This window comes from Variovorax paradoxus (assembly GCF_022009635.1).
GTDB lineage: Bacteria > Pseudomonadota > Gammaproteobacteria > Burkholderiales > Burkholderiaceae_C > Variovorax.
On record NZ_CP091716.1, the window covers coordinates 7,030,880 to 7,044,332 of the forward strand.

Sequence of the window (13,453 nt, forward strand, 5' to 3'; positions counted from 1 at the left end):
ATGAGCATCAAGATCACCGCCCGCGGCGTGCGGATGGACTATGCGGCGCGCGGCGCCAGCGAGCGCGTGCGTGTGCTCGAGGGCTTCGACCTCGATGTGCGCGACGGCGAGTTCCTTTCGGTGCTCGGCCCCTCGGGCTGCGGCAAGTCGACCTTCCTGGGCATCCTGGCCGGACTCACGCAGCGCACCGGCGGCCACATCGCCATCGACGGGCGATCCGTTGCCGGCATCAACCGCAACCAGGGCGTGGTGTTCCAGGGCTACGCGCTCTTTCCGTGGCTCTCGGTGCTCGACAACATCGCGGTCGGACTGGAGATCCGCGGCCTGGGCAAGGCGGCGCGGCGGCGCACCGCTCAGGAGTACCTGGAGCTGGTGGGCCTGCACGGCTTCGGCGAGCGCTATCCGCATGAAATATCGGGCGGCATGAAGCAGCGCGTGGCTATTGCGCGCTCGCTCGCCTACGAGCCCGACGTGCTGCTGATGGACGAGCCCTTCGCCGCGCTGGACGCGCAGACACGCGAAGTGCTGCAGGGCGAACTGCTGCGCATCTGGGAACAGCACCGCAAGACCATCGTCTTCATCACGCACAGCCTGGAAGAGGCGGTGTATCTGTCGGACCGCGTGGCGGTGATGACGCAGCGGCCCGGCCGCATCAAGGACATCATCGACATTCCGCTCGCAAGGCCGCGCTCCGCGGAGCTGCGCCACACGGCGGAGTTCGCGGCGCTGCGGCATCGCGCATGGGAAGTTCTGAAAGACGAAGTGCATCTTGGGCAGCTCGGGCAGCCGCGCATCGCGGCCAAGCAGACGGCCGGAGCGCTGCCATGAGCGCGGTACTCGACACACCCGTGGTGCGCCCGCCCACGCGCCTGCTGCGCATCGTGCGCGGCGCGGGCCGTTGGGCCGAGCGCGGCATCGGCATCGTGCTGTTCCTGCTGCTGTGGGAAGCGCTGCCGCGACTGGGCATCGTGAGCGACGCCTACCTGAGCCCGCCCTCCGCGGTGCTCGCCGCCATCGGGCAACTGCTCGACAACGGGCTGCTGTGGAAACACGTGGCGGCGAGCCTGCAGCGCTCGCTGTGGGGGTTGGTGCTGGCCAGCGCGGCGGGCGTGGTGCTGGGGCTGCTGATCGGCGGCTTCAGGCGCCTGGCGGCCATCGTCGATCCGCTACTGCAGTTGTTTCGCCAGACCTCGGCCTTCGCGCTCTTTCCGGTGTTCATCCTGTTCCTTGGCATCGGCGAGCTGTCGAAGGTGGCGATCATTTTCTGGGCCTCGTTCTGGCCGGTGCTGCTGAGCACGGTGAGCGGCGTGAAGCAGGTCGACCGGCTGCTGGTCAACTCGGCCCTGTCGATGGGCGCCTCGCGCCGCTTCATCTTCTTCAAGGTGGTGCTGCCCGCCTCGCTGCCGTCGATCTTCACGGGCGTGCGGTTGGCCGGCGCCTACAGCATCACGGCGCTGGTGGCGGCAGAGATGATCGGCGCGCACTCGGGGCTGGGTTTTCTCACGCTGAACTCGCAGGAGACGTTCCAGATCCCGACCATGTACGCAGGCATCCTGATGCTGGCGGTGCTGGGCCTGCTGCTGAACTACCTGCTCGCGCTGCTGGAGCGGCACCTGCTGCGCTGGCGCCGGGGGTTGAGCCTCGATGAGTGAAACCGCATCCGACCCGCTCGTCGCCCATCGGAGAGCAGCCCGCAGCGCGGCCGGCACGCTGATGGTCGTGGCCATGGCGCTCGCTGTACTCGGCGGCATCGGCGGCTCGTGGGGCTTCGCGGGCACCGGCGACGCGGGCCTTCCCGCCTCGCTCTCCTGGCTGCGGCTGCTCGACACCGCGCCGCCGCTGCTCAACCTGCCGAAGGGCCCCGTGCTCGAACGCGCGGCGGCGCGCGGCGAGCTGCGCGTGGGCGTGCGCCATTACCCGCGGCCCGCACCGCCCGAAGCGCCGACGCCGCCGGAACCCGATGCCTTCGACGCGACGCTGGCGCGGCAGCTCGCCGACTCGTTGGGCCTGAAGCTGCAGCTGATCGGGCTCGCGCCCGAGGAACGGGAGTCGGCCTTGCGCAACGGCCGTATCGACCTGCTGCTGGCCGGCGTGTCCGACGATGCGGCACCCCAGCCGGGCATTGCCGCGGCACCGGGCAGCTACGACACCGGACACGGCGAGGTGGTGGTGTTGCGCCGCGGGCGCCTGCAGGACGAGGCAAGCCTGCGCGGCGCGTCGGTGTGCGTGGGAGAGGGTTCGGGCTATGCCGGCGTGGTGGCGCAACGCTATGGCGCACAGCCGCGCAGCTACCCATCCTCCGTGCATGCGGCTTCCGCCTTCATGGCAGGCGAATGCGCAGCCCTGGCCGAAGACGGCGAGGTGTTGAAGCGACTGATGGCCAATGAAGAGTGGCGTTTCTACAAGCCGTTGGCGCAGGGCCTGGCCTTGCACGGCGACGCTTCGGTACGGCTGACCGAGGGCGATGCGGCGTCGCGCGACTACATCGCCGCAGCGCTGCGCCGTTGGCAAGCCGACGGCACGCTCGCGAAGGCGCGCAGCGCGCGGGCGGGCAACCTGCAGTTCGAGATCACGCTGTTGAAGGACGGGCTGGTCTGTCACTCCTGAGGCTCTGGCTTTGCGTTCAGGGCGCATGCACAGGCCGGAGGACATTCGCGGAGCAAAGCACCCCGCCGGCGTGAGCACGCCCCGAAGAACAGGCGCCGCCGCATATCCATAGCCGCATTTCTTCTTTGGCCGCGTCGGCGTGCGCAACCCACACTGGTGATCCACACAGAGACAACGCACGCATCAACCCGCCCATGAACTTCCAGCAATTGCGTTCCGTGCGGGAGACCGTGCGCAGCGGCTTCAACCTGACAGAGGCCGCGCAGACGCTGCGAGCCTCCCAGTCCGGCGTGAGCCGGCAGATCCGCGACCTGGAACAAGAGCTGGGCATCGAGCTGTTCGTGCGCTCGGGCAAGCGACTCACCGGCCTCACTCCACCGGGCGACCACCTGCTGCCAATCATCGAGCGCGTGCTCGCCGAAAGCCGTCACCTGCAGCAGGCCGGCCACATCTACCTCGCGCAGCAGCAGGGCGTGTTGTCGGTGGCCGCCACGCATTCGCAGGCGCGCTACGCACTGCCGCGCGCGGTACAGGACTTCCGCCTGCGCTTTCCAGGCGTTCGGCTGCACCTGCACCAGGGCTCGCCCAAACAGGTCGCGCAGATGCTGCAGGACGGCGAGGCCGACGTGGGTATCGCCACCGAGGCGCTGGCCGACCATGCTCAGCTGCTCGCTTTGCCGTGCCGCTGTTGGCGGCATGCGGTCATCGCGCCCGTGGCGCACCCGCTGCTGCAGGAAGAAGGGCCGCTCACGCTGGCACAGCTCGCGGCCTGGCCTTTGATCACTTACGACAACGGCCTGACCGGCCGCTCGCGCATCGACGAGGCCTTCGCACGGGAAGGCCTGGCACCCGAGGTCGTGCTGGCCGCCATGGACGCAGACGTCATCAAGACCTACGTGGCGCTGGGCATGGGCGTGGGCATCGTGGCCGACCTGGCCTGCGACCCCGAGCGCGACACGCACCTGGGCGCCCTCGACGCGGGCCACCTGTTCGGCGTCAACCAGACCAAGCTGGCGGTGCGCCGCGGCGGCTACCTGCGCAGCTATGTGTATGCCTTCATCGAATGCTTCGCACCGGACCTGCCGCGCCCTGTGATCGAACTGGCCGCGGCTGCGGCGAATGACGCCTAATATCAGGGTTGAGAAGGTATGAGCGCCGCATACCTTTGAAGTCACCCCCTCGCGCTCGACGTGGCATCGATGGTGTACGGCTGCAACTGGAGGGCCGAGTGCGTGAACTGGCTCTTTTCAACTTGGGCTTGGATAGCAAGCTGCGAGGCTGCGATCTTGTCAACCTGAAGGTCAGCGATGTCTGCCACGGGGAGCAGGTTGAGGGAGGATCCAGCTACAGCACCGGTGGATGTGACGAGGCGCGTCAACGGGACGACCCGCTTCAATCACGATACCGTTGAAACTCTAATCTTGAAGTGGAGTTCAATGTCAATCATTTCGTGACGCTCATGCTGCTCGGCTCTCCCGCCGGATCAGCTCCAGCCCCTGCTGGTAGGTTGTGACCTCGAATTCAGGAAAGCGGCGCTTGAACTTCGTGGAATCGAAAAGGTTGTCCTGCTCGTAGCGGGGTAGAAGCTCCCTGATCTCGCGCACCTGCTTCGAGAAGAGCCCGGCGGCGGTCAGCGTCCACTTGCCGAGAACGCCATAGGAAGGCTCCCGGCCAAAAACCTCGCTGGCCATGGCGACGAACTCTTTGTATGTCAGCCGGTCGTCGCAGCAGGGCAGGTGCCAGGTCTGGCCGAACGCGTCAGGCGTGTTGCCCAGCGCCGCCAGCGCGCGGCTCGCGTCGGGTGTCCAGATGAGGGTGCGCCGCGTATCGTCGCGCACCGGCACGCGGGGCTTCCGGCCGGCCTGGAGTTTTTCGATCACCAGCGCATTCGTGAAGCTCTGTGTCTTGCCCGCGCCGTAAAACTCGGGCGCGCGACCGATGAACACGGGAATCTCGCCACGCGCCATCTCGTCCAACACCATCGAGGCCATCGCAGCGCGCACCTTGCCCTTGCGGCCCACCGGAGCGAAGGGCGTGTCTTCCTTCTGCAGCCGGGCGTCCTGCGGGTACATGTAGGTGTTGTCAAAATAGGCGAAGCGCGCACCGGCCGTGCGAGCCGCCATGAGTGCATTTTTCAGCATCGTTGGGAACTGCGCCTCCCACAGCTCCGTATCCGGCGGCAAGCCGGCAGTGAAATAGACCACACTGCTGCCCCTGACCGCGTTCAGGGTCTGCTGCGCATCGAGAAGGTTGGCGGAGACCAGGTTGTCGGTGTCGTTGACCTTGCGTGGGTTGCGGCTCACCAGCTGCAAGTCGCTCGTATATTCGCGCCTCAGTTCTCGCGCCAGTTCCGTAGCGATCTGGCCGTTGGCTCCCAATATCGTCTGCATTTCATCCGCCTTCGTGAAGTTGCACCTCATGGTGATGATCCAAAGGTTAACCTTGAAGTAAGATTCAATGTCAAACCATGTGCCCACCGAGCGCCTTTGGATCATGAAAATTGGAGAACTCGCAGAGCGCACCGGCTTGGCACCCTCGCGCATTCGCTTCTATGAACGCATCGGCCTGTTCAAAGCGGTCGAGCGCCAAGCCAACGGCTACCGCGCCTACCCTGATGAAGCGGTCCTGGTTCTCAGGCTCATCACGACGGGGCAGCGCGCGGGCTTCAGCCTGGACGAGTTGCGCGCGCTGCTGCCCAGCGATCTCGCGCAGTGGGAACACGGCACGCTGCTCGACACACTGCGGCGCAAGGTGCAGGACATCGAAGCGCTGCAGGCCCAGCTTGCGCAAAGCAGGATTCATCTTCTAGAACTAGTGCAGCAGATCGAAGCCAAGCCGAAGGACATGGAGTGCGCCGCCAACGCCCGGCGCGTGCTGTCGGAAATGCGGCTGGGCGACGCGGACAGCACCCCTGCGCCAGTCGCCAAGGCCCGTCGCCGCCGCTAGGCACCGGATTGAAGGGGCATACGCCGCTTGACCATGAAGTCATCTTCAACGTTAGAGTCCATTGCATGGACAAGCGCATCCTCCACGTCGTCAGCAACGTCGCCCACTACGAGAACCCGGCGCAGCCGACCGGCCTATGGCTTTCGGAACTGACCCACGCTTGGCACGTCTTCGCCGCAAAGGGCTATGAGCAGCGCATCGCCAGCCCGATGGGCGGCATCTCACCGCTGGAGCCACGCTCGCTCAAATGGCCACTGGCCGACGCATCCGTGAAGGAATGGCTGGCCGACCCGGCACGCAGGGCATTGCTATCGTCCACCGCGCGCCCGGATGAGATCGACCCCGCGACTTTTGACGCGATCTATTTCACCGGCGGGCACGGGGTCATGTGGGACTTCCCAGAGAGTGAGGGGTTGCAGCGCGTCACGCGGGCCATCCATGAGCGCGGCGGTGTCGTCGCGTCGGTCTGTCATGGTTATTGCGGGCTGTTGAACACCCGGCTGTCGGACGGCAGGTTGCTGGTAGCCGGGCGTCGCGTCACCGGGTTTTCGTGGCGCGAGGAGGTATTGGCCGGCGTAGCCGCGAAGATGCCTTACAACGCCGAGGAAGAGATGAAGCGGCGTGGCGCGCGCTACGAGAAGGCCTGGCTGCCGTTCGTCTCGAACATCGTTGTCGATGGCCGACTGGTAACGGGTCAGAATCCATGGTCGGCACGGGCAACGGCAGAGCAGGTGGTGGCTTTGCTGTAGGACGTCCTTTGAAGCGAAGCCCTGATCTCGTCTACACGCGCAGAGGCTTTACAAGCGAATTGCCCTCTGCTCCGACTACCAGCGGGAAGAAAAGCTAGCCACAAAAGCCGGGGCGATTCAGTTCGCCCTGTGCTGTTAGCCTTGCATGGTCGGCAGGGTCTCTGCCACGCCAACTCCGGCCATCGAGCCCAATTTTAGAAGTGAACTCACTATGACCAGCCCACTGTACAACGCCTCCGTTCCCGTCATGCAGCAGATGCTGCGCGCCCTGTCCGACGTGCTCAAGAAGGCCGAAGACCACGCGACGCAAAAAAATATCGATCCAAATGCGCTGCTGCAGGCGCGGCTGTTCCCTGACATGTTTCCGCTGGTACGTCAGGTGCAGATCGCCGCAGACTTCTCCAAGGGCATTGCCTCCCGCCTGGCTGGTGCCGATGTGCCGTCCTGGCCCGACACCGAGGTCAGCTTCGCCGATCTGCAAGCGTTGATCGCCAAAACTTTGGCCCATATCGGCTCCTTCAAGTCCGAGCAATTTGATTCAAGCGAGAGCCGCGAGATCGTATTGCGCCCCGGCACCCCAAAGGAAAAGAAGCTGGCCGCAGGCGCATATCTTCTGCACTACGGACTGCCGCAGTTCTTCTTCCACGTGACCACCACCTATGCCATCTTGCGCCACAACGGTATTGAGATCGGCAAGCGCGACTACATGGGTGCCTATTAACCCAAGACAGACAGGAGTTCAGCCACTCCGGTCACTGCCGCTCGATAGCAACTAGAACCTCCGTCGCTGCGCGATTTCAGCTAACTGTGGATGGAGGCTTTATTGCACGGTGTTGGCCACGCAGCGGTCACTCATGCGCCGCCTTCACCTCGACCCAGTGGCCGGTTTTAAGTACTGCTGACCTCGTCCAATTCGGCGTAACTTGCTTGCGGCTTAAAGAACCCGAAGCACTTCAAACTGCTGCCGGATTGGAGCGATCTGTATCGACACCTCATCACCCTCGCATTTGCCCAGCATTGCCCTACCCAAAGGGGCTTCGCTGCTGATGACCTGAACAAGCTGAGAGCCGCTGACCAACTTCATGCTGCCCCCCTCCGGGCCGAGAAAGAGCTGTTGCTGCTTGTCGTCGGAATCGACCAGGTAGACCAGCGAGCCGAGCTGTATGCCTTTGATGGCGTCGTAGGGACGCGGGCAGAATCGGCGCCAATTGGCCATCGTCTGGCGTATGGCTTCGGCGCGCCGAGCTTGGCCGGTGGCCAGGTAGGCGGCTTCGAGCCCCAATGTGTCGTATTTGTTTTCGGCGATGTTTTCTTCGTGAGTCGCCGTTTCATGGGCTGCCCGCACTGCCTGCTCGGCTTGCAGCAGGTCTTCGGCGAGCCGTTCCAGTACCTGCTGTTGCAGCAAGAATTTATCCATGACGAAAGATCGGTATCTCTAACAAGCGGGGTAGGTTTTGATTATGAAGGGCTCCAGAACCCTTCGACGCTTCTGTTGGCTACAGGTTGACTTCAGCTGTGGGCCCACTGCGGTCTTCCGACATTGTCCAAGGCTGACGGTCGTCGCGCCAAAGCTAGAAGACATCTCCTTCCACGCAGTGTCTAGCCAGGCACGCTGAATAAAATCCAGCCATGTCCGCCGCTCTAGTCCCACGCCCCCAGTGCACCGCTTGCCTGCGCCCGCTCAGCGCCTGCATTTGCCGCTGGGTTGCGCCCACCGCCCACGCGGTGGAGGTACTAGTGCTGCAGCACCCGCTGGAGGTACACCAAGCCAAAGGCAGTGCCCGCCTGCTGCACCTCAGCTTGGCGCACTGCCGCTTGGTGGTGGGTGAGGCATTTGCCGTGCCAGTCTGGCCGGTGGACGGCAAGCACACGCTGCTGCTGTACCCGGACAGTCTGCAAGATACCGCCCCGGACCTGCGGGTCTCACCCCAGCTACCCCCCGAGTGGCCGCAAGCCCAGTCGCGCCTGCGTCTGGTCGTGCTGGACGGCACCTGGCGCAAAAGCCGAAAGATGCTCCACCAAAGCCCGCCACTGCAACAGTTGCCCCGCTTGGCCCTGCGCAACCTGCCGCCTTCGCACTACCGTATCCGCAAAGCCCATGGGCCCGATCAACTGTCGACGCTGGAGGCGACCTGCTACGCCTTAGGCCAACTGGAAGGCGGCGCGGAGCGGTTCCAGCCCTTGTTGAATGCCTTCGACGGGTTTGTTGAGTACTTGGAGCAGGCTGGCGGGCAGCGGTAGGATTCAAGGCATGAGCTATGACGACGAAGATGCAAAGAGCAGACGAAACCTGGTGGTTGCGAGCACGCTTGTGCTGGCAGGAGTCTGGCTCAGAATCCCGCCCGGCGCATTGATCGAGCGGTTGACTGGCGTGAAGCCTGATCAACCGGACCAGCTCGCCACTAGCAGGATGCGGAAATACTCCCCTCCAAAGCGAGCCATCTTCTTCGGCGAAGACTTGCTTTTCACATAGTGCAGTCAGTTGCGGTTTCGGGAGTCGTTTTCGCTGATCTGAGGGTGTTCTGCGAGCCTCTGATTGCCTCAGAGCGCCTGCGAACGGAGTTGTCCCAACGAACGCATGCGCGTCAAGTTGTACGCCGTCATCGTCAGCACGAACAGGTGGTCCACGCGCTTGAGTCCACGCACCATCACCTGACGAATTCCGCCCACCGTCTTGGCCCAGCCAAAGCCCTGCTCGATGAGCTTGCGCTTGCGCTGCGACAGCGCATATCCCTCGCTCGCAGCGATGGCATCGGGCACGGCTGAGCGCCGCCCGGAAGTGTTCTGGGCCACGTGAGGTATCACGCCCATGTTCTGGCATGCCTGGACGAACTCCTGTGCGTCGTAGCCCTTGTCCGCACCGAGCGTGACCTCGGCATCCGGACTGGCGGTGGCCTGGCGGGCATCCCTGATCATGACCTTGGCCGCTTCGCGTTCGGCAAAGCCGTCAGCCTGTGTGACCATTGCGTTGGCAATCAGGCCGTGGCGGTTGTCCGAGAGCGTATGGCCCATGTAGCGCAGCTCGCTCGCGGTCTTGCCTTTGCGGTACAGCCGCGCATCGCCATCAGTGCGCGAGGCGTGGGTGTCGTTGCTGCGGGTCTGACCTTTGAAGCTGGTGCTACTGGTCGAGTTGTTGCCCGCATCGCCATCGTCGCCGCCGTCCTTGCGCACGAAGCTCCTGTGGCTGGCCCACGCCTGGATGAGGGTGCCATCGACGCTAAAGTGCTCCCCCGACAGCCAGCCTTTGCAACCAGCGGTTTCGACGATGTGGTTGAACAGTTCGATGATCGCGTCGTGCGCGATCAGTCGCTCGCGGTTCTTGGTGAAGACGCTGGGAACCCAGACCGCATCGTCCATGGCCAAGCCGATGAACCAGCGATACAAGAGGTTGTATTGGGTCTGCTCCATGAGCTGGCGCTCCGAGCGGACACTGAAGAAGATCTGCAGCAGCATGGCGCGCAGCAGCTTCTCTGGAGCGATGCTGGGGCGCCCGCCCTTGATGTCGGCCTCGTACATGCCGGCGAACAAATCATCCATCTTGAGCAGCGCTTCATTGACCATCGTGCGGATGGGGCGCAGCGGATGATTCGCGGGTACGAAGTCCTCCAGGCGGCGCATCGTGAACAAGCTCTCGGTGAAGGTATCGGCTCCGCGCATCGTCTGGGTCTTGGGTTGCAACTTTCGGGGATCAACTACTAACGGTTGAAGGCTGCCACGCGTCGACCGGTTGCAGAGGTATTTCAGCACCCTGCTAGGGTTTGGATCGGCGTCCTCGCCGTGCTCCTCTACCTAATTCTGAGGTTCAAATTCTCGGACTTGCATGCCAAGGCAAGCGAAGAGTTGCGCACGGAGTTCGATGCAGCACGCTTGCGTATCCTGAAAAGGTATGCCCAGTCGCAACTAAACCGTTTCGCGCGAGGGATCGAAGCGCCCATATTTGGCGACGCTCTTCTTTCCAAGTTCAAGCACCGTCAGATGATTTCCGAAATGCTGAAGCATGAGCCGAATACTGTGGTGCAAAGAAAGATAGCAGGAGGAGAAGTTCGATACGACCCATCGCGTCGAGTTGGCGACATCACGTTCAATACCACAGATAGATACGCAGGCGGGGGCGGCTCATTTGGCGAAACTGACATGGTGACTTTTGAGGTTTCCCACTGGGCGCACGTTCGGTTCAACCTGCAATCGTCCCTTTGGATCGCCATGTACTCGCGCGCAGCGACAGCGATTCTTTTGCCATGGGGGCTCTGCTTCCTCGCCATGATGGTCTCGATCTGGCGACTTTTACAGGCTTGGTGGGCATGACACCCCAGTAGGGATTGGAGCCTGGGCGGGGCGGCGAGAAGATGGCGGCTCTCGCACTTCAACCGCCTGAGGATGCGCATGAAATCCTTCCGCTCCAGCCGCTTCTTCGTTTTTACTCGCCAAGCGCAACTGTCCGCGCGTCGCGTCCGGCTGATGCTTGTGCCCGCTGTGTGATCTCACGGCAGCCGGACGCAACTCTTCCGTCTGGCTCAAACCGATAGCGCTGCATCGCTTCTAACCGCCATCGGGATATTGATCCCCAAAAGGATAGGGCTTATCGTCAATAGCTGCCCACATGGTCTTGATGACATCTAGTGGAACTCTGTTCGAAGCGACGTCATGATCTGGAGGGGACTCCAGGTGCTCAGCCTGCCGCGTGGCAGCCGTGATGATGCTCAATAGCCTCATTACGGATCGGCGGAACTTTGAGCCTGCAGAGAATGAGGGAAGTACAGCGTGTAAGGCGAGCGCATCGCAGAGTTGGGCAACGTCCTTATTGTCGAAATCAAGCGGACCGGCGTTATGAGCAAACTTGTTTCGGATCTGCCGGACGAGGTGGAGGTCGCGGCGTGCATTTTTTGGGATTAGCCCAAGTAGAAAGGCAAAATTAATGCGCGAAGAGAACGACCCCAAAGGGCCATTGAACTCGAACGCTTCACTAGTGATGTTTTTTGCGGGCACCAGGCGCTTCTCAATCAAAAGCCTCAACCGATCGTCAAGAAAGGCCGCGGCCATCAGCGCAGCCCCTCTGTCAGTCTCATCTGAGAGGGTCTCCCGAAACTGGATGACCTCCGCCAGGGTCTGTCGATGTTCAGGCGGCGCGGCATCGAGCATCGCGGTGGTGAATGTGCGGTAGCCATCGAGGATTTTCTTGCCGCGCTCGTCGTTGCTTGGTGTATTCATTCGACGATTTTCCGTTACGCCATAGTTCATTCCCCCCAGTAGGGTTTGTCGGTATCCAAGGCGCGGGTAACCATCCGGGCCCATGAGTGCAGATGCCCCCGCCGCAAAGCCAACGCCAGACTGGTCAGTCATTGAGGCCGAGTACCGCGCGGGCGTGAAGCCGTTGCGCTTGATTGCCGAGGAAAGCGAAACGCGCAAACTGACAAGCCCTGCCCTCCGAGGGTTACGGGGTTTATCTAAGTGACCGGTTAAATGGCTGGTTTTGGCCGACTGTAGTCTCAGGCGTTGGTGGCGTAAGGGCCTCCGCTTCTGAGTGGCCCGAGGCCCCCGACAGCATCCGATTGAAGCCAGGAGCAACGCCCGACATCAGGTGCAGGATCTTTGAGGAACGGGCAATCGTCACCGTCGCCAAAACTGCCACCATCGCGCGCGAAGCAACTGAACTTCTACTCCTGAAGTATCTGCTTGAGCATGCACTGGCGAGGCTGACCTGCTTTGAAGCTGATCGCGCTGGAAGAAGCCGCGAGTCAATGGGCTGAAAAACTGATCTTCGTTCAGACGGACCCCAAGCGGCTGCAGCAGCGTGGCTAGGTCGACCTCGTCTTTCCCTGAGCTGAATGCCGCGACGACTTCTCCGCACTGGAGATGCATTCCCTGGTGCATGCATACCCCGCCGAAGCAATCGACCTCGATGTAGACGATGAACGCCTCCGGAAATTGCGCCGAAAGCGCCGCCAAGCCTGCTTTCACTTCATCGATCTGGGTGAGCAGACGTTCCGCAGCATCCTCTCCGTCAAGTGGATGAAGGTCAAGCATGTTCGGGCAGCGGACGATGAAGCCGTCAAATTGGTCGTCCAGGCGCTTGGCCTCACAAAAATCCCAGCGCCGCAACGCCGTATCCGCCGCTTCTGAGTTCGCAGTCAGAAAACCGTTGAATTGATAACCCATGTTGAAAGCTTGAGTTATTCAGCCGCACCATGCGATACCCCAATCCGCGTTGATCAAGGTCGTCTTCAGCTGAATTTCGCCTTAGTTTCGAGTGTCTGGTTGTGGCAGACTGTAGCCGGTCGCAGAGCCATCGCGAAGGGGCCCTAAATGGTTATTGCATGCTTCGAAGCGGTCACTCATGAAAGCACGTGGTATGGCTCTGACTCAGTGCCTCGACCCCTATGGATGTAGTTGTCCTCACAGACAGGACATCCTCGGTTCCACGTGTATAGGGAATGAGTGGCGCAGTATGGTGCTTGCTCTCCTGGAGCAAACGAAGCCACTGTCAGTTTCTCGGTGCCGGCTTCGACGAATGCCGGCAGTCTGCCAAGCTCAACGTGCGCGTCCTCCCATCCCAGGGATTGGAAGAGTTCAACCGGCTGACCAGCATCTACTGCTGTGCCAAACAGTCGGTGAACGTCGATTTCCCTCCATCCTGTCTGAGTGGCCATCCACCTCCGAAACTCTCGCTTAGCGTCTGCGCGAATCTTGGCCCACACCGAGAAAACAGCTATTTCAGTCATGTTTTTGAAGCTCCACGACTCGACTCAATGGTTCCTCCCAATAGACCGCTTCTGGCTGTATGCAGGGTTCAAGGGTCACTTGCCCGACGACACCGCCCGCTGAAAACCCTGCGCAAGCTCGAGGAAGTCGTCAGCCACCTTGATTGCCGCCTCTGGCTCCATGCCGATCATCGGAAGCATGAAGACAGCGCCAACCGCGTCGAAGGCATAGATTTCACCACCGCCGTTCCCAGCGAAGGCCACGAAACCCGGCGCATACACGTCCATGTCTATCTCGGAATCGGCGGTGGCGACCTCATCTTCGCCCCAGAGGATCACGTAGTGTTCCTCACCCGACAAGACAGCGAAGCCCTCATATAGACCGTTCGTGTCGATGAAAGCGCGGTAGACAGCGGGCAGTTGGAAGGTCATTGGCAATGTCTGGTTATGGCC

The 13,453-nt window shown here is 62.1% G+C and carries 16 protein-coding genes and 1 pseudogene; 11 read left to right on the plus strand and 6 right to left on the minus strand.

Annotation, left to right across the window (positions count from 1 at the left end):
- The 5 genes and pseudogenes from L3V85_RS33005 to L3V85_RS33025 form a co-directional block, all read left to right on the plus strand.
- Nucleotides 1–828, plus strand: coding sequence for an ABC transporter ATP-binding protein (locus L3V85_RS33005; protein ID WP_237676779.1), 828 nt, complete (start codon nucleotides 1–3; stop codon nucleotides 826–828).
- Nucleotides 825–1,652: an ABC transporter permease gene (locus L3V85_RS33010; RefSeq protein ID WP_237676780.1), complete on the plus strand. Its 828-nt coding sequence runs from the start codon at nucleotides 825–827 to the stop codon at nucleotides 1,650–1,652. The genes L3V85_RS33005 and L3V85_RS33010 overlap by 4 nt, the downstream gene beginning before the upstream one ends.
- Nucleotides 1,645–2,607 carry a substrate-binding periplasmic protein gene (locus tag L3V85_RS33015; RefSeq protein WP_237676781.1) on the plus strand — a complete coding sequence of 321 codons (963 nt, stop codon included), beginning with the start codon at nucleotides 1,645–1,647 and terminating at the stop codon, nucleotides 2,605–2,607. Before L3V85_RS33010 ends, L3V85_RS33015 begins: the two co-directional genes overlap by 8 nt.
- Before the next feature lie 194 nt (nucleotides 2,608–2,801).
- A complete protein-coding gene (locus L3V85_RS33020) occupies nucleotides 2,802–3,737 on the plus strand; it encodes a CysB family HTH-type transcriptional regulator (protein WP_237676782.1) in 936 nt (311 codons plus the stop codon).
- A gap of 74 nt (nucleotides 3,738–3,811) precedes the next feature.
- Nucleotides 3,812–3,937 (plus strand): annotated as a pseudogene (locus L3V85_RS33025) (integrase); the annotation flags it as partial.
- 127 nt (nucleotides 3,938–4,064) lie between these two features.
- On the opposite strand, the gene L3V85_RS33030 reads toward L3V85_RS33025, so the two are convergent.
- On the minus strand, nucleotides 4,065–4,997 hold the full coding sequence (locus L3V85_RS33030) for an SDR family oxidoreductase (protein WP_237680700.1): 933 nt from the start codon (nucleotides 4,995–4,997) through the stop codon (nucleotides 4,065–4,067).
- Nucleotides 4,998–5,100: 103 nt separating this feature from the next.
- Here L3V85_RS33030 and L3V85_RS33035 point away from each other — a divergent pair, with 103 nt between their 5' ends.
- The 3 genes from L3V85_RS33035 to L3V85_RS33045 all read left to right on the plus strand — a co-directional run bounded on the left by L3V85_RS33035 (nucleotide 5,101) and on the right by L3V85_RS33045 (nucleotide 7,023).
- Nucleotides 5,101–5,553: a MerR family transcriptional regulator gene (locus tag L3V85_RS33035; protein WP_237676783.1), complete on the plus strand. Its 453-nt coding sequence runs from the start codon at nucleotides 5,101–5,103 to the stop codon at nucleotides 5,551–5,553.
- A gap of 65 nt (nucleotides 5,554–5,618) precedes the next feature.
- Nucleotides 5,619–6,302 carry a type 1 glutamine amidotransferase domain-containing protein gene (locus tag L3V85_RS33040; protein ID WP_237676784.1) on the plus strand — a complete coding sequence of 228 codons (684 nt, stop codon included), beginning with the start codon at nucleotides 5,619–5,621 and terminating at the stop codon, nucleotides 6,300–6,302.
- Between the two features lie 211 nt (nucleotides 6,303–6,513).
- Entirely contained in the window at nucleotides 6,514–7,023 is a 510-nt protein-coding gene (locus L3V85_RS33045) for a DUF1993 domain-containing protein (RefSeq protein WP_237676785.1), read from the plus strand.
- Between the two features lie 213 nt (nucleotides 7,024–7,236).
- Here L3V85_RS33045 and L3V85_RS33050 read toward each other — a convergent pair whose 3' ends face one another.
- The gene (locus L3V85_RS33050; protein WP_237676786.1) at nucleotides 7,237–7,719 is read right to left on the minus strand and encodes a GreA/GreB family elongation factor; all 483 of its coding nucleotides are present in this window, start codon (nucleotides 7,717–7,719) and stop codon (nucleotides 7,237–7,239) included.
- Nucleotides 7,720–7,931: 212 nt separating this feature from the next.
- Here L3V85_RS33050 and L3V85_RS33055 point away from each other — a divergent pair, with 212 nt between their 5' ends.
- Entirely contained in the window at nucleotides 7,932–8,543 is a 612-nt protein-coding gene (locus tag L3V85_RS33055; protein WP_237676787.1) for a tRNA-uridine aminocarboxypropyltransferase, read from the plus strand.
- Between the two features lie 10 nt (nucleotides 8,544–8,553).
- Nucleotides 8,554–8,775: a hypothetical protein gene (locus L3V85_RS33060; protein WP_237676788.1), complete on the plus strand. Its 222-nt coding sequence runs from the start codon at nucleotides 8,554–8,556 to the stop codon at nucleotides 8,773–8,775.
- A gap of 68 nt (nucleotides 8,776–8,843) precedes the next feature.
- On the opposite strand, the gene L3V85_RS33065 is transcribed toward L3V85_RS33060, so the two are convergent.
- Nucleotides 8,844–9,959, minus strand: coding sequence for an IS5 family transposase (locus L3V85_RS33065; protein WP_237680478.1), 1,116 nt, complete (start codon nucleotides 9,957–9,959; stop codon nucleotides 8,844–8,846).
- 120 nt (nucleotides 9,960–10,079) lie between these two features.
- Between L3V85_RS33065 and L3V85_RS33070 the strand changes: the two genes are divergently transcribed.
- Nucleotides 10,080–10,607 carry a hypothetical protein gene (locus L3V85_RS33070; RefSeq protein ID WP_237676789.1) on the plus strand — a complete coding sequence of 176 codons (528 nt, stop codon included), beginning with the start codon at nucleotides 10,080–10,082 and terminating at the stop codon, nucleotides 10,605–10,607.
- A 234-nt stretch (nucleotides 10,608–10,841) separates the two neighbouring features.
- On the opposite strand, the gene L3V85_RS33075 is transcribed toward L3V85_RS33070, so the two are convergent.
- From L3V85_RS33075 to L3V85_RS33085, 3 genes are all read right to left on the minus strand, one after another.
- On the minus strand, nucleotides 10,842–11,642 hold the full coding sequence (locus tag L3V85_RS33075; RefSeq protein ID WP_237676790.1) for a hypothetical protein: 801 nt from the start codon (nucleotides 11,640–11,642) through the stop codon (nucleotides 10,842–10,844).
- Nucleotides 11,643–11,909: 267 nt separating this feature from the next.
- Entirely contained in the window at nucleotides 11,910–12,458 is a 549-nt protein-coding gene (locus L3V85_RS33080; RefSeq protein ID WP_237676791.1) for a hypothetical protein, read from the minus strand.
- Between the two features lie 638 nt (nucleotides 12,459–13,096).
- Nucleotides 13,097–13,432, minus strand: a complete 336-nt coding sequence (locus L3V85_RS33085) for an SMI1/KNR4 family protein (RefSeq protein ID WP_237676792.1) — start codon at nucleotides 13,430–13,432, stop codon at nucleotides 13,097–13,099.
- Nucleotides 13,433–13,453: the final 21 nt, after the last annotated feature.